This is a genomic window from Klebsiella sp. JB_Kp031, from assembly GCF_040064295.1.
Taxonomy (GTDB): domain Bacteria; phylum Pseudomonadota; class Gammaproteobacteria; order Enterobacterales; family Enterobacteriaceae; genus Klebsiella; species Klebsiella quasipneumoniae.
In genome coordinates, this window is record NZ_JBEAJW010000003.1 from 25,373 (window position 1) to 51,447 (window position 26,075).

Genomic DNA, 26,075 nt, shown 5'->3' on the forward strand with positions numbered 1-26,075 from the left:
CAAACTCCTGTCGTAAAGCGCTGTGCTAAGGGGGCGACAGCAGAGGCTGCCAGAGCTGGATAAGCCCTGCCGTCAGCCCGCCTCGCCAGCAGAGCGCATCATGCCCGCCGTCAACCTGACGCCAGAAAATTGTCTGCTGCGTGGTGGTGAGTTGCGCCAGCAGCGCCTGGTTGGCGCGAAAAATAATCGGTTCACGCTGGCCCGCCTCCAGCCAGATGCGCAGCCCGGCCGCGGACGCCTCACCCTGGCGCAGACGTTCGCCGATAAAGCCCTCCCCGCGGCCATCGCGATGCGGCCACCAGTAGGAGCCTGACTGGCTGAGCACGCAGCCAAAGCGCTGCGGCCAGTTGAGGGCGGCGAACATCGCCGCCAGGCCGCCGAAGCTTTGCCCGGCCACCACCGTCCGATCCGGGCGGTCGCTGAACGGGGCATGGCCGCGGACCAGGGGCAGAAGCTCCTCCTGAACCGCCAGCCAGAAATCGCGATGACAGGGCAGCTCAACCCCGCGGCGCTGGTTATCGATCGCGTCGATCAGCAGGTAGACCGCCGGCGGCAGTTTCCCCTCGCGGGTCAGCGCGGCCAGCGGCGACCACACCGGCATGCTTTCGGCCCAGAACTGGCCGTCAAGCAGGATCGCCAGGGGCCGTGTTTGCGGATCGACGGCCTCGCCGGGGGTATAGATCCAGACCCGGCGATGGTTGCCCAGACGCGCGCTGCGCCACTCAAGGCAACGAGCGGGAGAATGCGCTGCATTAAGCTGGTCCCAGCCGGGCTGCGCCGGCGCCTGCGGCATCTCCAGAGCCGAGACCCCATGGCCGCGTCCACCCCGCCAGCTGTGCGGGTTCAGCGGATCGGCTATCGCCCGCGGCAGCAGTTTGCGCCAGCCTTCGCGCAGCAGCGCGCGGTCCGGCTTATCAGCGCTGAACACCTCAGGGGAAAAATCATCGTCACGGTCGGAAGGAATAAAGCAGTAGCTGCCGCGCCAGGTCGGCGACAGCGTGGTTCGCCAGCACCAGGCGTCGGTCCCGGGCAGACGTTGCAGCGATTGCGGCCGCGCATTTTGATGGTGGTCGGTCACGCCGGTGATATAGAGCCATACCCGACGGCGTGGAGAACGCGTTTCATCCCCTGCCGGATCCCGCCACCAGAACGTCACCTCGATGGCGTCATCCACCGCCCGGGACTGCGGACCCTGCAGGGTTCGCCACCACTCCTCGCTTCCTGTCGTTAACATTCTGTCATTAACCCTATGTATCGCGTGACTTTTTTAATTAATTGTCATTCTTTATTGATAATATTATTGATAACTATTTGCATTTGCAATAGCGTATTAGCGCGCCGTGGGAAGCGCGTCTTTCACAACACATGTCGAAGAGAGCTTATTCAGCTAGCGACGGAGTGCCTTTGCCCTCTTCCGGCAACATTTATGCCGCCTCCCCTCCCGGTGGGAAGGGGCGTTTGGGGAACGTGGCGACAAAAAAGCAGGAATAACAATGAATAACAGGATCAAATCCCTGGCCTTGCTGGTCAATCTGGGAATTTACGGGGTTGCTTTTCCGTTAAGCGCAGCGGAAACCGCCACCGACGATAAAAACAGCGCCGCGGAAGAGACCATGGTGGTCACCGCCGCCGAGCAGAACCTGCAGGCGCCGGGCGTCTCCACCATCACCGCCGATGAGATCCGCAAGCGTCCGCCGGCGCGCGACGTCTCGGAGATCATTCGCACCATGCCGGGGGTCAACCTGACCGGCAACTCCACCAGCGGCCAGCGCGGCAATAACCGCCAGATTGATATCCGCGGCATGGGCCCGGAAAACACCCTGATCCTGATCGACGGCAAGCCGGTCACCAGCCGCAACTCTGTGCGTCTCGGCTGGCGCGGCGAGCGCGACACCCGCGGCGACACCAGCTGGGTACCGCCGGAGATGATCGAACGCATCGAAGTGATTCGCGGCCCGGCCGCCGCCCGCTACGGTAACGGCGCCGCCGGCGGCGTGGTGAATATCATCACCAAAAAAACCGGCGATGAGTGGCACGGCTCCTGGAACACCTATATGAACGCCCCGGAGCACAAAGACGAAGGCTCCACCAAGCGCACCAACTTCAGCCTCAGCGGCCCGCTGGGCGGCGATTTCAGCTTCCGCCTGTTCGGTAACCTCGACAAAACGCAGGCCGACGCCTGGGACATCAACCAGGGTCATCAGTCCGAACGCACCGGGATCTATGCCGACACCCTGCCGGCCGGGCGCGAAGGGGTAAAAAATAAAAACATCGATGGTCTGGTGCGCTGGGAATTCGCCCCGATGCAGTCGCTGGAGTTTGAGGCCGGCTACAGCCGCCAGGGGAACCTCTATGCCGGCGACACTCAGAACACCAACTCCAACGACCTGGTGAAAGAGAACTACGGCAAAGAGACCAACCGTCTGTACCGCAACACCTACTCGGTCACCTGGAACGGCGCCTGGGACAACGGCGTGACCACCAGCAACTGGGCGCAGTACGAACGCACCCGCAACTCGCGCAAAGGCGAAGGTCTGGCCGGGGGTACCGAGGGGATCTTCAACAGCAACCAGTTCACCGATATCGATCTGGCGGATGTGATGCTGCACAGCGAAGTCAGCATCCCGTTCGACTATCTGGTTAATCAGAACCTGACGCTGGGCAGCGAGTGGAACCAGCAGCGGATGAAGGATAATGCCTCCAACACCCAGGCGCTGTCGGGAGGAGAAATTCCGGGCTACGACAGCACCGGCCGCAGCCCGTACTCGCAGGCGGAGATCTTCTCCCTGTTTGCTGAGAACAACATGGAGCTGACCGACACCACCATGCTGACCCCGGCGCTGCGTTTCGATCACCACAGCATCGTCGGCAACAACTGGAGTCCGTCCCTTAACCTGTCCCAAGGGCTGTGGGACGACTTCACGCTGAAGATGGGCATCGCCCGCGCCTATAAAGCGCCGAGCCTGTATCAGACCAACCCGAACTACATTCTCTACAGCAAAGGCCAGGGCTGCTACGCCAGCAAAGACGGCTGCTATCTGCAGGGGAATGAAGATTTAAAAGCCGAGACCAGCATCAACAAAGAGATTGGCCTTGAGTTTAAACGCGACGGCTGGCTGGCGGGCGTGACCTGGTTCCGCAACGATTACCGCAACAAGATTGAGGCAGGCTATGCTCCGGTCTATCAAAACGGTAAAGGTACCGATCTCTACCAGTGGGAAAACGTGCCGAAAGCGGTAGTGGAAGGCCTGGAAGGCACGCTCAACGTCCCGGTGAGCGAGACCGTCAACTGGACCAACAACATCACCTATATGCTGCAGAGTAAGAACAAAGAGACCGGCGATCGTCTGTCGATAATCCCGGAATACACGCTAAACTCCACGCTGAGCTGGCAGGTACGCGATGATGTTTCGCTGCAATCGACCTTTACCTGGTACGGCAAACAGGAGCCGAAAAAGTACAACTATAAGGGTCAACCGGTTACCGGCAGCGAGAAGAACGAGGTCAGCCCCTACAGCATCCTCGGCCTGAGCGCGACCTGGGACGTCACCAAATACGTTAGTCTGACCGGCGGCGTGGATAACGTCTTCGACAAGCGCCACTGGCGCGCGGGCAACGCCCAGACCACTGGGGGTGCCACCGGCACGATGTACGGCGCCGGCGCCGAGACCTACAACGAATCGGGCCGCACCTGGTACCTGAGCGTCAACACCCACTTCTGATAGCGGGTTCTCCCTGCCCCGCCCTTGCAAGACAAAGGGCGGGGACAACCACGGTATTCTTGCCCTATGCGCATCCATCACGCCACCCTGCCGCTGGCCGGCTATACGCTGCAGCAGATCGATTTCGACCCGGCGACTTTCCAGCCTGAAGATCTGTTGTGGCTGCCCTACCACGCCAGCCTGAGCGGCTGGGGCCGCAAGCGGCAGGCGGAGCACCTGGCCGGGCGCATCGCCGCGGTGTACGCCCTGCGCGAGGTCGGGGAAAAACAGCCTCCCGCCATCGGCGATCGGCGCGAGCCGCTGTGGCCCGCGCCCTGGTTCGGCAGCATCAGCCACTGCGGCCAGCGCGCGCTGGCGGTAGTGACTGACCGGCCGGTGGGGGTCGATATCGAGCGCCGGTTTACGCCACCGCTGGCGGCGGAGCTGGAGAGCAGCATTATCAACGAGGTGGAAAAAAAGGTGCTGTTACACAGCGGCCTGCCCTTCCCGCTGGCGCTGACGCTGGCGTTTTCGGCGAAAGAGAGTGGGTTTAAGGCCTGGTCCTCTCACGCTTTAGCCCTGCCCGGCTTCCACAGCGCCCGGATTGTGGCACTCACTGCGCAGCAGATCCATTTACGTTTTACCGCCAGCTTCTCCGTACAGCTTGCTCATTTCACCTTGCAAATCAACCATCTGATAAAAGACGATTTCGTTATTACCTGTACCTGCCCGCCTCGCGAAGCGTGATCCTTTTCGCTTTTTAAGAAATTACCTGTGCAAACCGTAGACAGTTCTGGCTGTCCGCTTTATGGTTACATTGAATAATAAATCATTGTTGAATATATATTCAATGCGGAGATAATAATGAAAACTACCCTGATAAAGTCTGTTCTGTTTGCCTCCATGATGGCCGCATCTGGCTCACTTTTCGCCGCCGATAATGGCCTGATCGCAATCATTACCCCTTCACATGATAATCCGTTCTTTAAAGCCGAGGCTGACGGCGCAGCGGCGAAAGCGAAAGAGCTGGGTTACAGCACCCTGGTCGCCTCGCACGACGATGACGTCAACAAACAAAACCAATTGATTGAAACGGCTATTGCGCGGAAAGCCAAAGCCATCATCCTGGATAACGCTGGCGCGGATGCCACCGTCGGCCCGCTGGAAAAAGCAAAAGCGGCAGGTGTGCCGGCATTTTTAATCGACAGAGAGATCAATAAAACCGGCGTCGCCGTGGCGCAGATCGTCTCTAACAACTATCAGGGCGCCCAGCTTGGCGCAGAAAAATTCGCCAGCCTCCTCAACGGTAAAGGCAAGTATGTCGAACTGTTAGGTCGTCAGTCCGACACCAACGCCAGCGTCCGCTCGCAGGGTTATCACGATGTGCTGGACGACTATCCGGAAATGAAAATGGTCGCCCAGCAGACGGCGAACTGGAGCCAGACGGAAGCCTTTACCCGTATGGAAGCTATTCTGCAGACGAATCCGGATATCGTCGGTGTGATTTCCGGCAACGATACCATGGCGCTGGGGGCGGAAGCGGCGCTGAAAGCCGCAGGTAAAAACGACGTGATTGTCGTCGGCTTCGACGGCAGCGACTACACGCGCGACTCGATACTCAAGCAGGGCAACATTAAAGCCACGGTTCTCCAGCCTGGCTGGAAGCAGGCGCAAATGGCCGTGGAACAGGCGGACTTTTTCCTCAAGAACGGGAAAGCCCAGAAAGAAGAGAAGCAGTTGATGGACTGCATCCTCATCGATAGTGGCAATGCGAAAAAACTCAACATGTTCAACCTCAGCGAGTAAGGCGGAAATGATGCGGTTAAAACAATGGGGCGCCGTGATGATGGGCTGCGCCGCCCTGTTGCTGACGGCCTGCACGGTGGTGGACTTAGATGAGAATGGCAAGCCAGTGCTGCCTGCCGACCCGAACGCGAAACCCAGCTTCGACCATCTCACCCCGCAGCAGATCGCGCAACAAACCTGGCAATCTCGTGTGATTGACGCAGCGAACCAACATGCGCTGGACGCGACTGCGCTGGAAAAAGTGCGCCAGGCGTCTGGCGCTACGCCACAGAGCGTCTTTGTCCACCTGAACAGCGAGGTGACCGGGATTGACGTCGGCAACCCACGCGAGCAAAAGCTCAAACTTACGCTACACGGCCAGCCGTTGGTCGTGCAATTAGGTCCTGTCATGCGAGGCAATGCCATCCGCGATGCCAGCGGTTTCAAATTTGAAGACTTTACCAACCAGGTGCAGTTTGCGCAGCTTTCACGCGCCTACAATCGAGAGGCTATTAAACAGTTGCCGAAAGTGGACGCGAGCTGGACAGGCAAGCCTGTCGATATTCTCTTTGCGGTCACGGTTATTAACGGCAGTCTGCAGGATGCGGCCGCTCTTCAGCTAAAACAGGAGGTGCGCTGATGGCCAGTTCACCCGCAGAGGATATCATTTTACGCACCCGTGGTATTTCGATGTTGTTCCCCGGCACGGTGGCGTTGGATAACGTCGACTACAACGTCTGGCGCGGCAAAGTTAACGTGATCATCGGCGAAAATGGCGCCGGTAAATCAACGCTCATGAAAATTCTCGCCGGTGTGCAACAGCCGAGCCTGGGTGAAATGGAGCTCAACGGCAACATAGTCCATTTCTCCAGCACCCGCGAGGCCGCCGCCCACGGCATTGGTATGGTCCACCAGGAGCTGAACCTGTTTGAAAATCTTAGCGTCGCGGAAAATATCTTTCTTGGTCGCGAGCTACAGCGCGGGCTGACGCCAATTAACGAAGCAGAGCAGGAACGACAAGCCGCGGAGCTGTTGCAGCGACTCGATCAGCCGATCTCGCCGCGGGAGCTGGTGGGTAACCTGAAGGTCGGTCAGCAGCAGTTGGTCGAAATAGCCAAAGCGCTGGCGGAAAATGCGGACATTCTGATCCTTGATGAGCCCACTTCAGCCTTAAGCAAAACCGAGGTGGATATCCTGTTTCGGGTCATCCGCGAACTGACGCGTCAGGGGGTGTCCATTATCTACATCTCACACCGTCTGGAGGAGCTGATGGCCATCGGCGACGTCATTACCATACTGCGTGACGGCAAATTCCAGGCGGAGGCTAGGGTGAGTGAAATTGATGTGCCATGGATCGTCCGTGAAATGCTGGGCAGCGATCCGGTAAGCCATTTTCTTCCCCCGGATCGCCGCTTCGGCGCCCCACTGCTGGAAGTGGAGAACCTGACCTGCGTGAATGCCGCGGGCAATACGGTGGTGGATAACGTCAGTTTTAAAGCACATGCCGGTGAAATTATTGGGATCTACGGTCTGATGGGCGCCGGGCGAACCGAGCTGTTTGAATGTCTGCTGGGGACAGCGCGCCACTACTTTGGCAAGATCTGGCTGGACAGCAAACCGGTTCCCCAGCGGTTAACCACGGCCGAACGTATCCGCATGGGCATGAGTCTGGTGCCGGAAGATCGTAAGCGGACCGGGATTTTTCCCATCTCGTCAGTCGCCAGCAATCTGACCATTGCCAGCCTGTGGCGTCGTCTTCAGCGCGGGTTAACCATTGCCACTAAAAAGGAAGAGGCCGTCGTCGCCAGCACGATTGGCAATCTCTCCATTAAGGTCTCATCACCAGAGGTCGAGATCCAGGCGCTCAGCGGCGGCAATCAGCAAAAGGTGGTTATTGGCCGTTCGCTGTTAACCAATCCGAAGGTGCTGTTTCTTGACGAGCCTACGCGCGGAATCGACATCGGCGCCAAGGGGGATGTGTTTCGCATGATGGTGCAATTGTCGCAGCAGGGAATGGCAGTGGTGTTCTCCACCTCCGATTTAAAAGAAATCATGGCGGTCTCTGACCGTATCCTGGTGATGTCAGGCGGCAAACTGACCGCCGATATCGTTCGTGACCAGGCCGAAGAGTCGGCGCTGGTTTCAGCAAGCGCTCAGGGGTTCTAAGATGAAAATGACACAATCGGTCGCACTGGCGCCGCGCGGCGGAGCCTCTCTCTCCCGTGAAAATATCCTGCTGTTGTTATTAAAACTGCGCACCTTTATCGCGCTGTTCCTGATTGTCGGCTTCTTCACGATGACCGTGCCCGGTTTTTTATCCGCTGGCAGCATGGTGATTATGATTAAACACATTGCGATTAACGCCTTTCTGGCGTTGGGGATCACCTTTGTCATTATCACTGCCGGTATCGACCTTTCGATTGGCGCTACGCTCGGTCTCTGCGGAATGATAGCCGGCTGGCTTATCACCAAAGGGATCGTCTTGCCGATGTTCGGCATCGCCATTTTTCCAAGCGTGTGGGTCATTGTGCCCCTGGTGCTGCTGATAGGCGCGCTGATTGGCGCCGTTAATGGCTGGATCATTACCCGCTACAATGTGGCGCCGTTTATCTGCACCCTCGGTACCATGTATGTGCTCCGCGGAGCCGCGATGCTGACCTCTGATGGCCAAACCTTCCCCGGGCTCGCGGGCAATCCGCAGCTGGGCAACACGGGTTTCGATGAAATTGGCGCAGGTGCGCTCTTTGGCATCCCGTGGGCCATCTGGCTGATGATCCTGCTGGCGCTGATCATCGCCTATATCGCGCGGCGTTTGCCCTTTGGCCGCCATGTTTACGCGATCGGTGACAACGAGCGCGCCGCCGAGCTCTCCGGCGTGAAAGTGAAGCAAATTAAAGTGCTGGTCTACACGCTGTCCGGTTTTTGCGCCGCCATTGCCGGGATAGTGGTCTCCGCGCAGCTGCTGGCCAGCCATCCGGCTAACGGTACCGCTTTTGAGATGAATGCTATCGCCGCCGTCGTACTGGGCGGAACATCACTGGCCGGCGGCCGGGGAACCATCCTGGGTACGCTGATTGGTGCGTTTGTCATCGGTTTTCTCGCCGACGGGCTGGTGATGATGGGGGTGAGCGAGTTCTGGCAGATGGTCATCAAAGGGATCGTGATTATTGTGGCGGTCATTATCGATCAGATGCAAAACCGGATGCAGCAGAAGGCGGCGGTGGTCGCCCAGAAAGCGGTCATGGAGAATAAGTAACCGCAAGACCTCCTGTGGCTCAGACCACAGGAGGCGAGACTGACTCACGATGCGCCTTTCTCCGAGGCGCTTCGCAAAACCTCATCGAAAAATCCTGCCCGACAGCAAGCGGTGGTAGCATCCCGCCACTCTGCTCTGCCAGGCAAGGAAGCCATGAAAAAACGTCCTCACTCGACCCCGCACGACAGTCTGTTTAAGCGCTTTCTGCGCGACAGCGAAACCGCACGCGATTTTCTGGATATTCATCTGCCGCCCGCGCTGCGGCAACTGTACGACTTAAGCACTCTGCACCTGGAATCCGGGAGCTTTGTTGAGGACAACCTGCGCGCCAGCTATTCCGATATTCTCTACTCTCTGCAGACCAGCAAGGGAGAGGGCTATATCTATGTGGTCATTGAGCATCAGAGCACCCCGGACAGCCATATGGCATTCAGACTCCTGCGCTATGCCCTCGCGGCCATGCAACAGCATCTTGATCGCGGCCATAAAGCGCTGCCGCTGGTAATTCCCATGCTGTTTTATCATGGCAGCATTTCTCCCTATCCCTTTTCACTGTGCTGGCTGGATGAGTTTCCACCTGACTCACCGGCAAAACAGCTTTATCTCGGGGCCTTTCCGCTCGTCGATGTGACCGATATTCCCGACGACGCCATATTACAGCATCGGCGGATCGCGCTTCTGGAACTGGTCCAGAAACACATCCGTCAACGCGATCTTAGCCATATCCTCCAGCAGTTGGTGGAGGTGGTGCTGATGGGATACACTGACCACCAGCAGTTCAAAACGTTATTTACCTATATGTCGCTGCATGGTAATAGCGCCGACCCGGATAACTTTATCGACCAGTTGGTCGAACGTCTGCCGCAATATGAGGATACCCTGATGACGATTGCCGAGTACCTGAAGCAGAAAGGTCGCGAAGAGGGAAAACAACGCTGGTTACAGCAAGGCCAGCAAGAGGGGCTTCAGGAAGGTTTACAGGCGGGTGAGCATCGCGAAGCCTGCCGCATCGCGCTGATGATGTTAGAGAACGGTATGGACACTGAAACCGTGTTGCGGATGACTCGCCTCAGCGCGGACGAACTGGCGACGCTGGCACGCCAAGCACGCCAGTCTCCACCCCCGCTTAGCCCTTAATTAACGCGCGCGCGGTCGGGAAGTCGGTGATCAGGACATCAATATAGTCGCCCTGCAACGCGCCGCGGATGGCGTTCTCTTTGTCCACGCCGCCGGCCAGCGCAATCACCTGCGGACAGCGACGAATTTGCTCAAGCTCCATCCCGATCACCGGATCCTCATCCTGGCTCAGTACCGGTTTGCCCGCCGCATCATAGTAATGCAGGCAGATATCCCCCACCGCGCCGCGCTCCGCCAGCAGCTGGAGCATGCTTTCATTATAATAGTTACCGGAGTTTTTCAGCAGCTGAGAAGGCTCCAGTTCACCAATACCGACGATGGCCACATCCACTTCGGCAAATTTCGCCACCACCGCCGCGACGTCCGGGCTGTTTACCAGACGGCTGCGCTCCTCCACGGAATGCTCAATACTCTGCGACGGCAACAGCCACGCCGGGCAGCCTAAATGCGCCGCCAGCTGCTGGGTTAAAATGGTAGCCTGCACGTTGCCGTTGGGACCGACGCCGCCCAACAGCTGAATCACCCCGGCGGCGCGAATGTTCTGCGGATGCATCTCATCCACCATGCAGCGGATCGTACTGCTCCAGGACGAGATACCCACGAGGTCTTCCGGCCGCAGCCGCGTTTCGACATAGTGCGCCGCCGCGCTGCCGATGGCATGCTTTACCTGGCTGTAACTGGCATTCTCGCCCACATCCACGACTATCGCTTGTCGAATGCCAAAACGCTCCTCAATCGCCTTTTCCAGATCGACAAAAATGTTTGTCGGCTGGACTACGGTAATTTTCACCAGCCCCTCTTTCTGGCAGCGGGTAAGCGCCCGTGAAACAAAAGACTGGGACAGATGCAGCAGCGAGGCGATCTCGGACTGCTTTTTATTCTCGCTGTAGTAAAGCGTGGCGATCTTCACCAGCAACCGCTGTTCATCCTGCTTCGACATGGCATTCCCCTCTGTTTTCTGCTCGTTATTTTTATGCATCATTGAATAGATAACAAGCGCAGCGCCCTTTTCCCGACGATCCAAATGTGATCGTTTTCTCCTTTTTTAGAAAATAGGCCGTACAAATCGTGGACAAACCCCGTCGCAGGGCATATCTTACCTATGTGAATAATAAATCAGTAGTGAATATATATTCAATCACTTATTAATACCTTGTTTTGTCGACGATAAAAGGTAGTCAGGATGGAAAGTGTTTTTTTACCCTGCTGGAATATTTATTCATACAAGAATTTACTTTCAAGAGGTGTTTTATGAATCCGTTTTCACTCTCCGTTAAGGAGTTAGAACAAAAAGCACGCGCCATCCGCCGCCGCATCATCGTCTTAAATGCGGAAAGCCCGGCAGGCGGCCACACCGGTGCAGATTTGTCACAAGTCGAACTTCTGACCGCCCTCTACTTTCGCATCCTTAACTGCTCTCCTGCGCTAGAAAAGAGCGACGAGCGCGATATTTATATTCAATCGAAGGGGCACGCTGTCGGCGGTTACTACTGCGTGTTGGCCGAGGCAGGCTTTATCCCCCTTGACTGGCTGGCAACCTATCAACACGCCGACTCGCATCTGCCTGGACATCCGGTGAAGCACAAGACGCCGGGTATTGAGCTCAATACCGGCGCATTGGGCCATGGTCTGCCCGTGGCGGTAGGCATTGCGCTGGCAGCGAAACGCGATAACAACCCGCGTCGGGTATTTGTCGTCACCGGCGATGGCGAACTGGCGGAGGGCAGCAACTGGGAGGCCGCGCTGGTCGCCGCCCACTACCAGCTGGATAACCTTATTATTATCAACGACAAAAATAATCTGCAGCTGGCCGGTGCGACCAAAGAGATCATGAATACCGACCCGCTGGATGAAAAATGGCGCGCTTTCGGCATGGAGGTCACACAGTGTAACGGCAACGATATGGCGGAGGTGGTCGCCACCCTTGAGCGCTTGCAGCCGAACGGGAAACCACACGTCGTGATTGCCAATACCACCAAAGGCGCAGGTATTTCATTTATTCAGGGAAGACCCGAGTGGCATCACCGGGTACCGAAAGGAGAAGAAATTGAACTGGCGCTGGAGGAACTGAAAGATGAGTAATAGCGAACATCTCGCCACGGTGATGGTGAATGCCTTTATTGATGCCGTAGACCGCGGCGTGGATCTGGTGCCAGTAGTGGCTGACTCCACCTCAACGGCGAAAATTGCCCCATTTATCAAAAGATTCCCTGGCCGGCTGGTCAACGTCGGCATCGCCGAGCAGACGCTGGTTGGCGCTGCCGCCGGCCTGGCGCTGGGGGGTAAAGTGGCCGTGACCTGCAACGCGGCGCCATTCCTTATCTCACGTGCCAATGAGCAGATTAAGGTCGACGTTTGCTACAACAACACCAACGTCAAACTGTTCGGGCTGAACGCGGGCGCCAGCTACGGTCCGCTGGCCAGCACTCACCATAGCATTGACGATATCGCCGTTCTGCGCGGTTTTGGCAATATTGAAATTTACGCGCCGTCCAGTCCCGGCGAGTGCCGACAGATTATCGATTATGCCCTTGCCCACATCGGGCCAGTGTATATCCGCCTCGATGGTAAAGCGCTACCGGAACTGCATGACGAACATTACCGGTTTATTCCGGGCAACATTGATGTGCTGCGTTCGGGGCGCGATGTTGCGTTGGTTGCTATGGGCTCAACGGTACATGAAATAGTGGAAGCCGCCGCACAACTCGCTGCAGAAGGTATTGACGCCACCGTTATCAGTGTCCCATCTATTCGTCCTTGTGATACCCAGGCGCTACTAAAGGCAATACAGTCCTGTCCGGTCGCGATCACGGTGGAAGAACACAACGTCAACGGCGGCGTCGGGAGTCTGGTGGCGGAAGTGCTGGCCGAGGCCGGGTGCGCTATCCCTTTGAAACGCTTAGGTATCCCTGACGGGAAATACGCCATTGCCGCCGATCGCGCCGCCACGCGCGCGCGCCATGAAATCGATGCCGCCGGGGTGGCGAAGCACGCCCGCAAGCTGCACACAAAAAAAGCATCCTGAAAAATAACAAGAACATCTTACTGGAGAGAACGCAATGTCCCGTATTCCTCAACAACTCACCATGGGCGTCATTATTGGCAATCGGGGATTTTTCCCCAGCTATCTGGTCGCCGAAGCGCGCGAACAGGCGGTAGCCCTGTTTAGCCGCCTTGGGATTAACACCATTATGCTTGATCCATCCCAGACGGAACTGGGTGGCGTGGAAACCCGGCAGGATGCCAAAATTTGCGCCGAGCTGTTCCGCACCCACCGCGACAACATTCACGGTGTCGTGGTGCTGTTACCCAACTTTGGTGATGAAAAAGCCATCGCCGAGACGCTGCGCCTCTCCGGTCTCAACGTCCCGGTGCTTATTCAGGCCGAAGAGGATAATCTGGATAAAATGGGGTTGTCGACGCGCCGCGATAGCTTCTGCGGCAAAATTTCCCTTTGCAACAACCTGCGCCAGTACGGTATCCCGTTTACGCTGACCACCCAGCACGTTTGCGCACTTAGCGGCGAGGTGTTTGAGCAGGATCTGCGGCGCTTCACGCAGATATGTCGCGTGGTAAACAGTATGCGCGGTGTACGCGTTGGCGCGATTGGCGCCCGTCCTGCGGGCTTTAACACCGTGCGCTACAGCGAAAAACTGCTCGAACGTTTGGGCATCGCAGTGGAAACGTTAGATCTATCCGAGGTATTTACCCGGATTAAGTGCCTGCGTGATGACGATATTCGTGTGGATGAGAAGCGCCGCCTGCTGATCGATAATGCCGACGCCAGCGGTATTCCGGCAGATAAACTGATCACTATGGCAAAACTGTTTGTGGTCCTGAGCGAGTGGATTGTTGCCAACGATATCGACACCACCGCGATTCAGTGCTGGACCTCGCTACAGGAAAATCTGGGGATTAACGTCTGCTCCATCATGAGCGTGATGTCCGGACAACTGATGCCAAGCGCCTGTGAAGTCGATGTCATGGGTGCGCTCTCCATGTATGCGCTCGCCAGCAGCAACCTGAGCCCCGCCTCGATCGCGGACTGGAATAATAACTTCGGCGACGATCGCGATAAATGTGTGCTGTTCCATTGCGGGAACTTTGCCTCGGCCAGTCTCGAGTCGCCGCACATGGGAACGGCCGATATTATCGGCACCACCGTCGGCAAAGAAAACACCTGCGGTGCCGTGCATGGTCGCATGAAAAGCGGCGCGCTGACCTATTTTCGCCTCAGCACTGACGACCTGACTGGCGAAATCAAGGCCTACGTCGGCGAAGGCCAATCGGTTGACGATCCCCTGGATACGGTAGGCTGTCGGGCGGTCATTCAGGTTCCCCACCTGGAAAATCTGCTGTCGTGGATCTGCCGTAACGGCTTTGAGCACCATGTCGCGATGAACCATTCTGCCAGTGCTTCAATTCTGCACGAGGCGTTTACGCGATACCTGGGCGTGTCGACCTATCTCCACCAGTAAGGCCGGAGGCCGCTATGTCGGTAAACAAGGATATTATTATTGCCCTCGATGAGGGCACGACCAATGCCAAAGCCGTTGCCTTCGATAGCCACGGGCGGGTGATCGCGCAATTTTCCCGCGCGCTTGAGATCGCTACGCCTCAGGAAGGATGGGTAGAACAGTCAGCGGAGCTTCTGCTTGCCGCGTCGCTGGAGGTGATTTCTCGCACAGTGGCCGCTGTTGGCGCGGAGCGTGTGGCGGCCCTGGCGATCAGCAACCAGCGCGAAACCGTCGTGGGCTGGTATCGGGAAACGGGCGAGGCCATAGCGCCCGCCCTGAGCTGGCAATGTTCACGTAGCGCCACATTTTGCCGCTCGCTGCGTGAACAAGGCCATGAGCCGCAGATCAAGGCGGTAACCGGTCTGCCAATCGCCCCGCTCTTTTCCGCCTCGAAAATGCGCTGGCTGTTGGACCACACGCCGGATGGCCTCAACCGGGCGAAAGATGGCGAGATTTGCCTCGGTACGGTGGATAGCTGGCTACTCTGGCACCTGACGCAAGGCCAGCAATTTTGTTGTGATTACGCGAACGCGTCTCGTACGCAGCTCATGAATCTGCAAACAGCGGACTGGGATACCGATATGCTCGCCCTGTTTGGCATTCCGCGTGCAGCACTCCCGGTGATAAAACCATCGAGCGGCCTTTTTGGTTACACCGCTGGTTTAGCCACCCTCCCTGATGGGATCCCGGTAATGGCGATGATTGGCGATTCACATGCCGCCCTTTTCGCCCACGGTCTGGGCGCCGCCGGTTGCGTTAAAGCTACTTACGGTACAGGAACCTCGGTGATGGCGCCCGTCGATTCGGTGGCGTGTCACGTCAGCAATCTCGCCACCACGGTGGCCTGGCACGACGGAGAAAAGCTGGTCTATGCACTGGAGGGGAATATTCCCCATACTGGCGATGCGGTGGCGTGGATGGCCGACAGTACGGGCTTGAGCGAACTCTCTCCCGTTGAGCTGGCCCAGGCGCTGAATGCTCTGCCTCGCTCGGTAGACTCCACCTTAGGCGTCTTTTTTGTACCTGCCCTCACCGGCATGGGGGCGCCCTGGTGGGACGAGAATGCCCGCGGACTGATCCATGGGTTAAGCCGGGGGGTGAAGCGTGCCCATCTCATTCGTGCCGCGCTCGAGTCTATTACCTACCAGATTGCCGATGTAATCACTGCGATGCGTGCCCATCATGGCTTTACGCTCAACACGCTGCTGGTGGATGGGGGCCCCACCAAAAACGACTGGTTAATGCAGTACCAGGCCGACCTGCTGGGTTGTCCGGTGATGCGCAGCGATGTGGCCGAGCTGTCAGCGACCGGTGCGGCACTGCTGGCGCGTAAAGCGTTGCACAAGCTGACGGTGGCAGAGCTTCAGCCCTTTTTGCCAGAACACATCACTTATGCGCCAGACCCGCTCCGGCATCATCGGCTTGTGCAGCGATGGCAGTCCTGGCAACACGCGGTGACGCTGGCAAGACGCTGAGCGCAACCCAGCCGGGCGATAACGTCTTCGTCCGGCTGCAATCCAACGCGCCATCCCCGCCGTTAAGCCAGAGGATACTGTTGAAACGCCGGCAGCGCCTCCCCCTTCTGCGCCAGCGCGCGAATATGCGCAAATTCCGCTGCCGGCACCACCGCCGGGATCATCAACTGGATAAAGGACCAGACCACCGTGCTGGTGACCATCACCTGGTCCGGATGCGCGGCGACAGCGCGGTCTGCCAGCCGGGCGTCCCATTCCCGACAGGCGGCGAGCAGCTGGCCGGTCACCCGGGCTATCCACGGCTGATGCTGCTTCTCTTCCGGCCGCAGACGGTGCTCATAAACATGCTGGACCGCTTTTTCACTGGCGGCGAGGATCACCCCCAGCAGGTGCAGGTCGTGGGCCAGCGCCTCGGGATGAGCGGGAAGCAGCCGACGCCCGGCGGGGTTGGCCGTTTCGAAATAATGGAGGATCAGCGTGGAGTCCATCAGCTGCGTCCCGTTATCAAGAATCACCGTCGGTGCCTTGACCACCGGATTAATACGGGAGAATTCGTCAAAGCCGCTAAAAACCGATAGCGGCAGGCTCTCGAATTCCACGCCATAGAGCGCCAGAGAAACTGCCACGCGTCTTACATAAGGTGAATCCATCATACCAATGAGTTTCATCGTCACTCCTGCCTGCGATAAAGGGGTTGCTGGCTTACCTTACTGGAAAACCCGCCCCGCGAATATCAGGGGATGCTTACCGCAATGGTTAGGAAAACTAACAAACTGGCGCCACGGGGTAGTCCGCCGGTCTCCCCTGTGCTATACCGACTGAGACAGCCTGCATCCCCTCGACAGCCTGTTCGTAGCGGCTATAAAACCCGCTAACCCGGTAGTAACGTTAACGTATCGACTCACTGACTGAGAGATCACCATGGCAGATTTTCCCCCTGTCGCCAGCCTGCGCAGCTTTGAGGCGGTGGCGCGCCTCGGCAGCGTGACGCAGGCCGCCCACGAAATGAGCGTGACCCATTCGGCGGTCAGCCAGCACATCAAACAGCTGGAAGCCCTGGTCGGCGTCTCACTGTTTGTCCGCCACGGCCGCGGGGTGCGCATTACGGAAGAGGGGCGGCTCTATGCCCTGCAAATCCGCGAGGCGTTACAGCACATCGCCGACGCCACGCGGATGGTGCAGATCAAACCCCGCACCATGGAACTGACCCTGGCGACCCTCCCCTCCTTTGGCTGCCACTGGCTGCTGCCGCGGCTGGCGCGCTTTCAGGCGCGACATCCGCAGATCGCGGTGCGCCTGCTGACCAGTCTGGCGGTAGTCAACCTGCAGCAGGAGGGTATCGATCTGGCCATTCGCATGGGGCAAGGCGACTGGGAGGGGATGGAAAGCCGGCATCTGTTTGCCGATGAACAGCTGGTGGTGGCCGCGCCGCACTATCGCGGCGGCGACCTGCCGACCACCCCGCAGGCGATCGCCGCCAGCGATATCGTTTTTTCCATGGAGTCGTGGCACGCCTGGTGCAGCCAGGCGGGGCTGGAAAAGACCATCGTCCCCGCGGGCCTGCGCCTGAACGACTCCAACCTGGTGCTGGAGGCGGTTCGCCTGGGGGCCGGCGTGGCGCTGGAGCGGCGCTCGCTGGTGGCGGGAGCCATAGCCCGCGGCGAGCTGGTGCAGCTCACCGCCGTCACCGTCCCCTACCCCTGGCACTACTGGCTGACCGTCTCCCCGCAGGCAGAGAACCGGCCGGAAATCGCCCGGTTCATCGCCTGGCTGGAAGAGGAGATTGCCCTCTGGCGCCAGCAGATCAGCGCTTAGCCTTCGGCCGACGGCGGCAGGCCAGCCCGGGCGGCGTGCTCCTGGGAGAGACGCCAGAAATCGTGCCCGGCAGGATACTGATAAAGTCGCAGGGAGAACTGCCCGGCCACCGCGGTAATGTACTCAAATATCGCCGACTGGGTGTTTTCGTAGTCTTTCCACAGCGTCGAGGAGGTGAAGCAGTAAATCTCCAGTGGGATACCCGACGGCGACGGTTTCAGCGTTCTCGCCACAATGTACATCTCCTTAATAATATCCGGCCGCTCGGCAAGATAGTGCATCAGGTAGTGGCGAAACAGAGTCAGGTTGGTCAGGCCGTTATCGACAAACCAGCGGTCCGCCACGCCGCCGGGATCCCGGCCGTCAAGCAACGTGGTCAAAGGCTCATTCACCCCGCGGATGGCCAGCATCGAGGAGAGCATCTCCTGGTCGAGAAAACGCACCGAGTGCTGATCGATGGCGATACTGCGCATGATCCGCCGCGCCCCGGAGGAGAACATCGCCTGCCAGTTGGTATAGGTCTCGGTGAGGAAATTCTTGGTAGGAATACGGGAGATGGTATTGTCCCAGTTGCGGATGGTAATGGTGTGCAGCGCGATATCCGTCACCTCGCCGCTGAGGTTCTTGTCAGGCATTTCAATCCAGTCCCCCAGCTGGAGCACGTCGTTGGACGACAGCTGAACGTTCGCCACCAGCGACAGCAGGGTATGCTGGAACACGATCATCAGCACCGCCGCCACCGCCCCCAAACTGGAGATAATAATAATCGGCGATTTATTCGACATCACGGCGAGGATCATAATCGCCGCCAGGATGTGAACTAAGATTTTGCCTATCTGGATATAGCCCTTAATGGAATGATTTTTACGTTTGGTTTTTCGCAGATAAGAGCTGTTAACAATATCCAGCATCTCGTTGAAAAACACCGACATAAAAATAAAAAACAAGATCCCGCAGACGGTATTAATCGCCGTCACCAGCGATGCCGGCATCGCCGGCATAAACTGCAGAACGTAATAGACGATAATAACCGGAATGAAATTGGACAGCTTTTCGGCGATGCGTCGATCCTTCTCCAGCGGCACGTCCTGTTTATGGCTACCAAAGAAGACCTTACGCACCACTTTAATCAGCAAGAACTTGCATAAAAGGTGGGCAAATATGCCGGAGAGCAGCAGCAGAATAAGGTTAAATCCCACCGCCAGCGCCGGATTACTCTCAATAAACGTCAGTAGATGATTCACATACGCCATGCTTTATCGCCTGAATAACTATGCCATTTCGCTAACTGCTTTATCACAAGGGCATATATTGGAAAAAGTTAATCAATCCGCATCATGGCATATCGCTTAGCGTAACGTCCATGCGCGCACCGCCGCTAATCATTCACGAGATATATGTCAAAGTTTGCATTAATCATTATCTACGCTCACTATAAAGAGGCTTGTTATCAGGACGGAATAAGTCCAGGAGGAAACATGTTTAAAACGCTTACCGCTATTATCGCCTTAGCCGCCTCCGCCAGCGTTATGGCGCAAGGCGACGTCACGCTGAACAGTCTGGCCCACGATAGCGCCACCCGGGCGTCGTTTAACCAGATGGTCAAAGGCCATCAGCTGCCCGCCTGGGTGACCACCGGCGGCACCGGTTCGCCGGCGCAGACGGTGAAGCTGGGCAGCGAATCCTGGCAGGTGTTAAGCGCCTGCAAACCCCACGACTGCGGCCACGAGCGTATCGCGGTGATCTGGTCGGAGAAAAGCAAACAGATGTCAGGTGTTTACTCGGTGGTCGATGAAAAAACCGACCAGGAGAAGCTGACCTGGCTTAACGTCAGCGACGCCCTGTCCATCGATGGCAAAACCGTGCTGTTTGCCGCCCTCAGCGGTAGCCTCGACAACCATCCGGACGCCTTTAACTACCAGTAACCGCCCGTCGCCCCCGTCAGTCTTTCGCCGACGGGGGCTCCCTGGCTAGCCATCCGGGAACATCACGCTGTTCCCCGGCGCTTCCCTGTGCAAATGGATAAAGTTCAGGTGCCGCTCGTACTGGTCGAGAATATCGGTGATCACCTGCTCTTTGCTGTAGTCCATCAGGTCGTTACCCTGGCTGCCCTCCAGCAGGAAGGTCTCCAGCCGGTAATAGGTGGATTTCCCGCTGCGCGCCCGATAGGTAAAGCCCGGCACCGAGTACTGCTGCGGCCAGATCTTGTAGATAAAGTTCTGCTCGTCGCCCATGTGCACCAGCAGGTCGAGGTGGCCAAGGTTCTCCCCCTCTTCCGGCGGCAGGCTCTTCAGTTCCACCGCGGCGCCGCGCAGCCGCAGCTCCTGGGCCACTTCCTCCATCGCCGGGTAGCACACCGTCTCCATCATCTGTTTGGTATAGCGTGTGCCCGGGTAATTCATCAGCCGCGACAGGCGCTTCTTCCAGCTCAGCCGGTCCTGCAAGCCCATCGGGCGCGGGGCGGTGTCGCGGCTGGCGCTGACCCGGCGGTAATCTTCCACTTTCAGGGATTTATACAGTCCGGCCATCACGAAGAAAATCACAAAGCTGAACGGCAGCCCCATGATCACCGTGGTGTTCTGCAGCGCCGAGATGCCGTTGGTCATCAGCATCCCGAGGGTTAGCAGGCCGATAGCTACCGACCAGAAGATGCGCAGCCAGTTCGGGGCGTCGCTGTTAATGTCCTTCAGCTTCGAGGTGAAATTCCCCAGCACCAGCGCGCCGGAGTCGGCGGAGGTGACGTAGAACAGCAGACCGGTAATGGTCGCCACCGAGGCGCTAAAGGTAAACGCCGGATACTGCGCCAGCAGGCTGTAGAAGCCGCGCTCCGGGTGGAGCATCGCCTCCTCGGCAAAGGCCGCGTCGCCGTGGATGATCTCATACAGCGCGCTGTTGCCGAACACCGACAGCCACAGCAGGGTAAAGGTGAACGGAATGATCAGGGTGCCCATCACAAACTGGCGGATGGTGCGCCCGCGCGAAATGCGCGCCAGGAACAGGCCAACGAACGGCGACCAGGCCACCCACCACGCCCAGAAAAAGAGCGTCCAGTTGTTCATCCACTCTACCGGGCGGTCGAAGGCGAAGCTGTTCAACGTCATGCCCATAAAGCGGTTGACGTAGTCGCCGACGTTGAGCACTAACGCATTGAGCAGGAAGGAGGTATCGCCCATGAACAGCACGAACAGGATCAGCCCCAGCGCGAGGGCGACGTTCAGTTCAGAGAGCACGCGGATGCCCTTGTCCACCCCGGAGGTGACCGAGATGGTGGCGATGATCACCGACAGCGCAATCAGGGCCGCTTTCGCCGCCAGCGAGTCCGGAATATCGAACAGCACGCTCAGACCGTAGTTGAGCTGCACCACGCCAATGCCGAGGGTAGTGGCGATGCCGAAGATGGTGCCGATCACCGCCGCGATATCGACGCTGTGGCCGATGGGCCCATTGATCCGTTTGCCGAAAATCGGGTACAGCGCCGAGCGGATGGTCAGCGGCAAATTATAACGATAGCTAAAGTATCCCAGCGCCATGCCCATCAGGGCATACATCGACCAGCCGGTTAAGCCATAGTGAAACAGGGTCCACACCATCGCCTGGCGCGCCGCCTCGATGGTCTGCCCCGCCCCTTCCGGCGGCTGCATGTATTGCGTCACCGGCTCGGCCACGGAGAAGAACATCAGGTCGATGCCGATCCCGGCGGCGAACAGCATCGCCGCCCAGCTCAGCAAGCTGAACTCGGGCTTGGACTGCTCCGGCCCAAGCTTCACCGATCCGAAGCGCGAGCAGGCAATGCAGACGACGAAGACGATATACAGCGTCGCCGCCAGCAGATAGTACCAGCCGAAGGTTTTCGACACCCAGCCCAGGGTGCGCCCAATCCACTCGGCAGAAAAATCGCGAAAAAAGATCGTCATCAGGGAAAACAACAAAATCAGTCCGGCAGAGGTGTAAAAAACCACCGGATTGATTTTGTCCTTTTCTCTGTTTTGCGAAAGATCTGTCATCCAGTATCCCCACTGTTTTTGTAACTATTAAAATTCAATCACGTAACAATTAAGACACATTTTATATTGAACGTCCAATCAAAAACCGCTTTAATAGTTAACCAACGCTGATGAATGGAGTGGCAAAAATGCCCAAACTGGGGATGCAGCCAATCCGGCGCAGGCAACTGATCGACGCCACGCTGGACGCAATAAATGAAGTCGGAATGCACGACGCGACCATCGCGCAGATCGCCCGGCGGGCGGGCGTGTCGACGGGGATCATCAGTCACTATTTCAAAGACAAAAATGGTCTGCTGGAGGCGACCATGCGCGACATCACCAGCCAGCTACGCGACGCGGTGCTCAACCGTCTGCACGCTCTGCCGGACGGCAGCGCCAGAGAGCGCCTGCAGGCGATAGTCGGCGGCAACTTTGATGAGACGCAGATCAGCAGCGCGGCGATGAAGGCCTGGCTGGCCTTCTGGGCCAGCAGCATGCACCAGCCGATGCTCTACCGCCTGCAGCAGGTGAGCAGCCGCCGCCTGCTGTCGAACCTGGTGTACGAGTTCCGCCGGGAGCTGCCGCGCCAGCAGGCCCAGGAGGCCGGCTACGGGCTGGCGGCGCTGATAGACGGCCTGTGGCTGCGCGCCGCCCTGAGCGGCAAACCGCTGGATAAGACGCTGGCGCAGTCGCTGACCAGCCACTTCATCAGCCAGCATTTACCGACCGAATAACCGAGGAGAATTTATGTCCCGAATGGCAGAACAGCAGCTTTATATCCATGGTGGTTATACATCCGCCACCAGCGGTCGCACCTTCGAGACCATTAACCCGGCCAACGGTGAAGTCCTGGCAAGCGTACAGGCTGCCGGACGCGAGGATGTCGACCGCGCCGTCGAGAGCGCGCGGCGCGGGCAAAAAATCTGGGCGGCGATGACCGCCATGGAACGCTCGCGCATCCTGCGTCGCGCCGTCGATATCCTGCGCGAACGGAACGACGAGCTGGCAAAGCTGGAAACCCTCGACACCGGTAAAGCGTATTCCGAAACCTCAACCGTGGATATCGTCACCGGCGCGGACGTGCTGGAGTATTACGCGGGGCTGATCCCGGCGCTGGAAGGCAGTCAGATCCCCCTGCGCGAGACGTCGTTCGTCTACACCCGCCGCGAACCGCTGGGTGTGGTGGCCGGGATTGGCGCATGGAACTACCCGATCCAGATCGCCCTGTGGAAATCCGCCCCGGCGCTGGCCGCCGGCAATGCGATGATCTTCAAGCCGAGCGAAGTGACCCCGCTCACCGCCCTGAAACTTGCCGAAATCTATACCGAAGCGGGTCTGCCGGACGGCGTGTTTAACGTCCTGCCGGGTGTGGGCGCGGAGACCGGCCAGTACCTGACCGAGCATCCGGGTATCGCTAAAGTCTCCTTTACCGGCGGTGTCGCCAGCGGCAAAAAGGTGATGGCCAACGCGGCGGGCTCGTCGCTGAAAGAGGTCACCATGGAGCTGGGCGGTAAATCGCCGCTGATTATTTTCGACGATGCGGATCTCGATCTCGCCGCCGACATCGCCATGATGGCCAACTTCTTCAGCTCCGGCCAGGTGTGCACCAACGGCACCCGGGTGTTCGTCCCCGCGAAGGTTAAGGCGGCGTTTGAGCAGAAAATCGTTGAGCGCGTGGGCCGCATCCGTGCGGGCGATCTGTTCGATGAACGCACCAACTTTGGCCCGCTGGTCAGCTTCCCGCACCGTGACAATGTGCTGCGCTACATCGCCAAAGGCAAAGCAGAAGGCGCGAACCTGCTGTGCGGCGGCGACGTGCTGAAGGGCGAAGGCTTTGACAACGGCGCGTGGGTGGCCCCGACCGTGTTTACCGACTGCAGCGATGAGATGACCATCGTGCGCGAGGAGATCTTCGGCCCGGTGATGTCCATCCTCACCTATGACACCGATGAAGAAGCGATCCGCCGCGCCAACGATACCGACTACGGTCTGGCGGCGGGTATCGTCACGGCCGACCTGAACCGCGCCCACAGCGCCATTCATCAGCTCGAAGCGGGTATCTGCTGGATCAACACCTGGGGGGAATCCCCGGCGGAGATGCCGGTCGGCGGCTATAAGCACTCCGGCATTGGCCGCGAGAACGGCGTGATGACCCTGCAGAGTTACACCCAGGTGAAGTCCATCCAGGTTGAGATGGGTAAATTCCAGTCCATATTTTAACCGGGAGGTTTTTTTGCAATTTGACTACATCATTATTGGCGCCGGCTCCGCCGGCAACGTTCTGGCGACACGACTGACTGAAGATCCAAACACCACCGTCCTGCTGCTGGAAGCCGGCGGCCCGGACTACCGGTTCGATTTCCGCACCCAGATGCCCGCCGCGCTGGCTTATCCGCTGCAGGGCAAGCGCTACAACTGGGCCTACGAGACCGAACCTGAGCCGTACATGAACAATCGCCGCATGGAGTGCGGACGCGGCAAAGGGCTCGGCGGCTCGTCGCTGATCAACGGCATGTGCTACATACGCGGCAACGCCCTGGACCTCGATAACTGGGCCGCCGCGCCAGGGCTGGAACACTGGAGCTATCTCGACTGCCTGCCCTACTACCGGAAAGCGGAAACCCGTGATATCGGGCCCAACGACTACCACGGTGGCGATGGCCCGGTGAGCGTCACCACGCCGAAGCCGGGCAATAATCCGCTCTTCGAGGCGATGGTTGAAGCCGGGGTGCAGGCGGGTTATCCGCGCACCGACGATCTCAACGGTTACCAACAGGAAGGCTTTGGTCCGATGGACCGCACCGTGACGCCGCAGGGCCGTCGCGCCAGCACCGCCCGCGGCTATCTCGACCAGGCGCGCGGTCGCCCCAACCTGACCATCCGCACCCATGCGCTGACCGATCATATTATTTTTGCCGGCAAGCGCGCGGTGGGCGTCGAGTGGCTGGAGGGGGAAAGCACTATCCCGTCAAAAGCGACGGCCAACAAAGAGGTACTGCTGTGCGCCGGGGCGATTGCCTCGCCGCAGATCCTGCAGCGCTCTGGCGTCGGCAATCCCGAGCTGCTCAGGCAGTTCGATATCCCGGTGGTGCACGATCTGCCCGGCGTGGGTGAGAACCTGCAGGACCATCTGGAGATGTATCTGCAATATGAATGCAAAGAGCCGGTGTCGCTCTACCCGGCGCTGCAGTGGTGGAACCAGCCGAAGATCGGCGCCGAGTGGCTGTTCGGCGGCACCGGGATCGGCGCCAGTAACCAGTTCGAAGCGGGCGGTTTTATCCGCAGCCGCGCCGAGTTCGCCTGGCCGAACATTCAGTACCACTTCCTGCCGGTGGCGATTAACTACAATGGCTCGAATGCGGTAAAAGAGCATGGCTTCCAGTGCCACGTCGGTTCGATGCGTTCTCCCAGCCGCGGCCACGTGCGCCTGAAGTCGCGCGACCCGCACGCCCACCCGGCGATCCTGTTTAACTATATGTCCCATGAGCAGGACTGGCAGGAGTTCCGCGACGCCATTCGCATCACCCGGGAGATCATGAACCAGCCGGCGCTGGATAAGTATCGCGGCCGCGAAATCAGCCCGGGTATTGACTGCCAGAGCGATGCCGAGCTGGATGAGTTTGTGCGCAACCACGCCGAGACCGCATTCCACCCATGCGGGACCTGTAAGATGGGTTACGACGAGATGGCGGTGGTCGACGGCGAAGGCCGGGTCCACGGTCTGGAAGGCGTGCGGGTGGTCGATGCGTCGATTATGCCGCAGATCATCACCGGCAACCTGAACGCCACCACCATTATGATCGGCGAGAAGATGGCTGACGCCATTCGCGGCCGCCAGCCGCTGCCGCGTAGCACCGCGGCGTATTATGTCGCTGGCGACGCGCCGGTTCGCCGCTAACCGTTTAGGCCACGCTTGTCCTTTCCCGTGCGGAAAGGACACTCCTCACCTTTCCAGCATCCCTTAGCGCTCAAGGCACGGCTGAATAATGCTATCAACAGCAGCATTCACCTGTTTTGCACCGGATATCAGGGTGATACTTATCGTCCTCGCCCCAGCCACCTGATACATATCGATCTGGGCGACTCGTGTGCCGTGCTGCGAAATATCAAAGAAGTTTGGTGCATTCTGCTCGGGGATGATGCGCTCAACCTCATAGCCTTGCGGCTTTAGGGCGCTGCGTATGCAGTCATAGCGCCAGTGCAGCCCCAGCCGATCGGATACCGAATAAGTCTGATAGATGGTTTTGTCGCCGAAGGGGTGAATGACTCCGCAGGCCACCAGCAGAACGGCAATGACTATCAAGCCAAAAATTCTCATTATATTTCCATAACATAAAGACGCACCCGACATGAGCGCTGACGCTTTGCGCAGCGGAATTTACGCTGCCAGCACTAAAAATTCA

22 protein-coding genes and 1 pseudogene are annotated in these 26,075 nt (G+C 58.5%); 16 read left to right on the plus strand and 7 right to left on the minus strand.

The features are described from left to right. Positions 1-25 precede the first annotated feature (25 nt). A complete protein-coding gene (fes, locus tag ABLV64_RS04300; protein WP_017899051.1) occupies positions 26-1,234 on the minus strand; it encodes an enterochelin esterase in 1,209 nt (402 codons plus the stop codon). Between the two features lie 259 nt (positions 1,235-1,493). On the opposite strand from fes, the gene fepA reads away from it, so the two are divergent. From fepA to ABLV64_RS04335, 7 genes are all read left to right on the plus strand, one after another. Continuing rightward, positions 1,494-3,722, plus strand: coding sequence for a siderophore enterobactin receptor FepA (gene fepA, locus ABLV64_RS04305; protein ID WP_017899050.1), 2,229 nt, complete (start codon positions 1,494-1,496; stop codon positions 3,720-3,722). 66 nt (positions 3,723-3,788) lie between these two features. Continuing rightward, entirely contained in the window at positions 3,789-4,448 is a 660-nt protein-coding gene (entD, locus tag ABLV64_RS04310; RefSeq protein ID WP_004885718.1) for an enterobactin synthase subunit EntD, read from the plus strand. A gap of 117 nt (positions 4,449-4,565) precedes the next feature. After that, entirely contained in the window at positions 4,566-5,507 is a 942-nt protein-coding gene (locus ABLV64_RS04315) for a D-ribose ABC transporter substrate-binding protein (protein ID WP_004178959.1), read from the plus strand. Positions 5,508-5,517: 10 nt separating this feature from the next. Further along, positions 5,518-6,126, plus strand: a complete 609-nt coding sequence (locus ABLV64_RS04320) for a DUF2291 family protein (protein ID WP_167875406.1) — start codon at positions 5,518-5,520, stop codon at positions 6,124-6,126. Beyond that, the gene (locus tag ABLV64_RS04325) at positions 6,126-7,652 is read left to right on the plus strand and encodes a sugar ABC transporter ATP-binding protein (protein ID WP_044521535.1); all 1,527 of its coding nucleotides are present in this window, start codon (positions 6,126-6,128) and stop codon (positions 7,650-7,652) included. The genes ABLV64_RS04320 and ABLV64_RS04325 overlap by 1 nt, the downstream gene beginning before the upstream one ends. A gap of 1 nt (position 7,653) precedes the next feature. Beyond that, positions 7,654-8,742 carry an ABC transporter permease gene (locus ABLV64_RS04330; protein WP_004885708.1) on the plus strand — a complete coding sequence of 363 codons (1,089 nt, stop codon included), beginning with the start codon at positions 7,654-7,656 and terminating at the stop codon, positions 8,740-8,742. Between the two features lie 153 nt (positions 8,743-8,895). Then, on the plus strand, positions 8,896-9,879 hold the full coding sequence (locus ABLV64_RS04335; RefSeq protein WP_004885705.1) for an Rpn family recombination-promoting nuclease/putative transposase: 984 nt from the start codon (positions 8,896-8,898) through the stop codon (positions 9,877-9,879). Here the strand turns inward: ABLV64_RS04335 and ABLV64_RS04340 are convergent. Beyond that, the gene (locus ABLV64_RS04340; RefSeq protein WP_004885703.1) at positions 9,869-10,819 is read right to left on the minus strand and encodes a sugar-binding transcriptional regulator; all 951 of its coding nucleotides are present in this window, start codon (positions 10,817-10,819) and stop codon (positions 9,869-9,871) included. The genes ABLV64_RS04335 and ABLV64_RS04340 overlap by 11 nt on opposite strands. Positions 10,820-11,130: 311 nt before the next feature. Between ABLV64_RS04340 and ABLV64_RS04345 the strand changes: the two genes are divergently transcribed. From ABLV64_RS04345 to ABLV64_RS04360, 4 genes are read left to right on the plus strand one after another with little or no spacing between them, the layout of a single operon-like run. Next, the gene (locus ABLV64_RS04345; RefSeq protein WP_004885699.1) at positions 11,131-11,961 is read left to right on the plus strand and encodes a transketolase; all 831 of its coding nucleotides are present in this window, start codon (positions 11,131-11,133) and stop codon (positions 11,959-11,961) included. Further along, positions 11,954-12,904 (plus strand): transketolase C-terminal domain-containing protein, encoded by a 951-nt coding sequence (locus ABLV64_RS04350; RefSeq protein WP_348843316.1) that lies wholly within the window; start codon positions 11,954-11,956, stop codon positions 12,902-12,904. Before ABLV64_RS04345 ends, ABLV64_RS04350 begins: the two co-directional genes overlap by 8 nt. 34 nt (positions 12,905-12,938) lie before the next feature. After that, positions 12,939-14,357 (plus strand): L-fucose/L-arabinose isomerase family protein, encoded by a 1,419-nt coding sequence (locus ABLV64_RS04355; RefSeq protein WP_004885694.1) that lies wholly within the window; start codon positions 12,939-12,941, stop codon positions 14,355-14,357. 14 nt (positions 14,358-14,371) lie between these two features. Further along, complete coding sequence (locus tag ABLV64_RS04360) at positions 14,372-15,871, plus strand: FGGY-family carbohydrate kinase (RefSeq protein WP_004885691.1); 1,500 nt, start codon at positions 14,372-14,374, stop codon at positions 15,869-15,871. 62 nt (positions 15,872-15,933) lie between these two features. Here ABLV64_RS04360 and ABLV64_RS04365 read toward each other — a convergent pair whose 3' ends face one another. Then, positions 15,934-16,539: a glutathione S-transferase gene (locus tag ABLV64_RS04365; RefSeq protein ID WP_023319931.1), complete on the minus strand. Its 606-nt coding sequence runs from the start codon at positions 16,537-16,539 to the stop codon at positions 15,934-15,936. Positions 16,540-16,792: 253 nt separating this feature from the next. Between ABLV64_RS04365 and ABLV64_RS04370 the strand changes: the two genes are divergently transcribed. After that, a complete protein-coding gene (locus ABLV64_RS04370) occupies positions 16,793-17,686 on the plus strand; it encodes a LysR substrate-binding domain-containing protein (RefSeq protein WP_004885684.1) in 894 nt (297 codons plus the stop codon). On the opposite strand, the gene ABLV64_RS04375 is transcribed toward ABLV64_RS04370, so the two are convergent. Together ABLV64_RS04375 and ABLV64_RS04380 are read right to left on the minus strand one after the other, a co-directional pair. After that, positions 17,683-18,618 (minus strand): mechanosensitive ion channel domain-containing protein, encoded by a 936-nt coding sequence (locus tag ABLV64_RS04375; RefSeq protein WP_276418254.1) that lies wholly within the window; start codon positions 18,616-18,618, stop codon positions 17,683-17,685. The genes ABLV64_RS04370 and ABLV64_RS04375 overlap by 4 nt on opposite strands. Beyond that, positions 18,519-18,939: pseudogene (locus ABLV64_RS04380) on the minus strand (hypothetical protein). The gene ABLV64_RS04375 and the pseudogene ABLV64_RS04380 overlap by 100 nt, the downstream one beginning before the upstream one ends. A 225-nt stretch (positions 18,940-19,164) precedes the next feature. Here ABLV64_RS04380 and ivy point away from each other — a divergent pair. Further along, entirely contained in the window at positions 19,165-19,611 is a 447-nt protein-coding gene (gene ivy / locus ABLV64_RS04385; RefSeq protein WP_017899040.1) for an Ivy family C-type lysozyme inhibitor, read from the plus strand. A 45-nt stretch (positions 19,612-19,656) separates the two neighbouring features. Here the strand turns inward: ivy and betT are convergent, their stop codons facing one another. Continuing rightward, the gene (betT, locus tag ABLV64_RS04390) at positions 19,657-21,690 is read right to left on the minus strand and encodes a choline BCCT transporter BetT (RefSeq protein WP_004885674.1); all 2,034 of its coding nucleotides are present in this window, start codon (positions 21,688-21,690) and stop codon (positions 19,657-19,659) included. Between the two features lie 128 nt (positions 21,691-21,818). Here betT and betI point away from each other — a divergent pair, with 128 nt between their 5' ends. From betI to betA, 3 genes are read left to right on the plus strand one after another with little or no spacing between them, the layout of a single operon-like run. Next, positions 21,819-22,406: a transcriptional regulator BetI gene (gene betI, locus ABLV64_RS04395; RefSeq protein WP_004885670.1), complete on the plus strand. Its 588-nt coding sequence runs from the start codon at positions 21,819-21,821 to the stop codon at positions 22,404-22,406. 13 nt (positions 22,407-22,419) lie between these two features. Then, on the plus strand, positions 22,420-23,892 hold the full coding sequence (betB, locus tag ABLV64_RS04400) for a betaine-aldehyde dehydrogenase (RefSeq protein ID WP_004885669.1): 1,473 nt from the start codon (positions 22,420-22,422) through the stop codon (positions 23,890-23,892). Between the two features lie 13 nt (positions 23,893-23,905). Next, complete coding sequence (gene betA, locus ABLV64_RS04405; RefSeq protein WP_004885666.1) at positions 23,906-25,570, plus strand: choline dehydrogenase; 1,665 nt, start codon at positions 23,906-23,908, stop codon at positions 25,568-25,570. Positions 25,571-25,633: 63 nt separating this feature from the next. On the opposite strand, the gene ABLV64_RS04410 is transcribed toward betA, so the two are convergent. After that, positions 25,634-25,990, minus strand: a complete 357-nt coding sequence (locus ABLV64_RS04410) for a hypothetical protein (protein WP_085846396.1) — start codon at positions 25,988-25,990, stop codon at positions 25,634-25,636. Positions 25,991-26,075: the final 85 nt, after the last annotated feature.

Excerpts from the sequence above, each read along its gene's own strand:
- fes (WP_017899051.1), bottom strand. The coding sequence starts at position 1,234 with ATGTTAACGACAGGAAGCGAGGAGTGGTGGCGAACCCTGCAGGGTCCG.
- fepA (WP_017899050.1), top strand. The coding sequence starts at position 1,494 with ATGAATAACAGGATCAAATCCCTGGCCTTGCTGGTCAATCTGGGAATT.
- entD (WP_004885718.1), top strand. The coding sequence starts at position 3,789 with ATGCGCATCCATCACGCCACCCTGCCGCTGGCCGGCTATACGCTGCAG.
- ABLV64_RS04315 (WP_004178959.1), top strand. The coding sequence starts at position 4,566 with ATGAAAACTACCCTGATAAAGTCTGTTCTGTTTGCCTCCATGATGGCC.
- ABLV64_RS04320 (WP_167875406.1), top strand. The coding sequence starts at position 5,518 with ATGCGGTTAAAACAATGGGGCGCCGTGATGATGGGCTGCGCCGCCCTG.
- ABLV64_RS04325 (WP_044521535.1), top strand. The coding sequence starts at position 6,126 with ATGGCCAGTTCACCCGCAGAGGATATCATTTTACGCACCCGTGGTATT.
- ABLV64_RS04330 (WP_004885708.1), top strand. The coding sequence starts at position 7,654 with ATGAAAATGACACAATCGGTCGCACTGGCGCCGCGCGGCGGAGCCTCT.
- ABLV64_RS04335 (WP_004885705.1), top strand. The coding sequence starts at position 8,896 with ATGAAAAAACGTCCTCACTCGACCCCGCACGACAGTCTGTTTAAGCGC.
- ABLV64_RS04340 (WP_004885703.1), bottom strand. The coding sequence starts at position 10,819 with ATGTCGAAGCAGGATGAACAGCGGTTGCTGGTGAAGATCGCCACGCTT.
- ABLV64_RS04345 (WP_004885699.1), top strand. The coding sequence starts at position 11,131 with ATGAATCCGTTTTCACTCTCCGTTAAGGAGTTAGAACAAAAAGCACGC.
- ABLV64_RS04350 (WP_348843316.1), top strand. The coding sequence starts at position 11,954 with ATGAGTAATAGCGAACATCTCGCCACGGTGATGGTGAATGCCTTTATT.
- ABLV64_RS04355 (WP_004885694.1), top strand. The coding sequence starts at position 12,939 with ATGTCCCGTATTCCTCAACAACTCACCATGGGCGTCATTATTGGCAAT.
- ABLV64_RS04360 (WP_004885691.1), top strand. The coding sequence starts at position 14,372 with ATGTCGGTAAACAAGGATATTATTATTGCCCTCGATGAGGGCACGACC.
- ABLV64_RS04365 (WP_023319931.1), bottom strand. The coding sequence starts at position 16,539 with ATGAAACTCATTGGTATGATGGATTCACCTTATGTAAGACGCGTGGCA.
- ABLV64_RS04370 (WP_004885684.1), top strand. The coding sequence starts at position 16,793 with ATGGCAGATTTTCCCCCTGTCGCCAGCCTGCGCAGCTTTGAGGCGGTG.
- ABLV64_RS04375 (WP_276418254.1), bottom strand. The coding sequence starts at position 18,618 with ATGTCGGTGTTTTTCAACGAGATGCTGGATATTGTTAACAGCTCTTAT.
- ivy (WP_017899040.1), top strand. The coding sequence starts at position 19,165 with ATGTTTAAAACGCTTACCGCTATTATCGCCTTAGCCGCCTCCGCCAGC.
- betT (WP_004885674.1), bottom strand. The coding sequence starts at position 21,690 with ATGACAGATCTTTCGCAAAACAGAGAAAAGGACAAAATCAATCCGGTG.
- betI (WP_004885670.1), top strand. The coding sequence starts at position 21,819 with ATGCCCAAACTGGGGATGCAGCCAATCCGGCGCAGGCAACTGATCGAC.
- betB (WP_004885669.1), top strand. The coding sequence starts at position 22,420 with ATGTCCCGAATGGCAGAACAGCAGCTTTATATCCATGGTGGTTATACA.
- ABLV64_RS04410 (WP_085846396.1), bottom strand. The coding sequence starts at position 25,990 with ATGAGAATTTTTGGCTTGATAGTCATTGCCGTTCTGCTGGTGGCCTGC.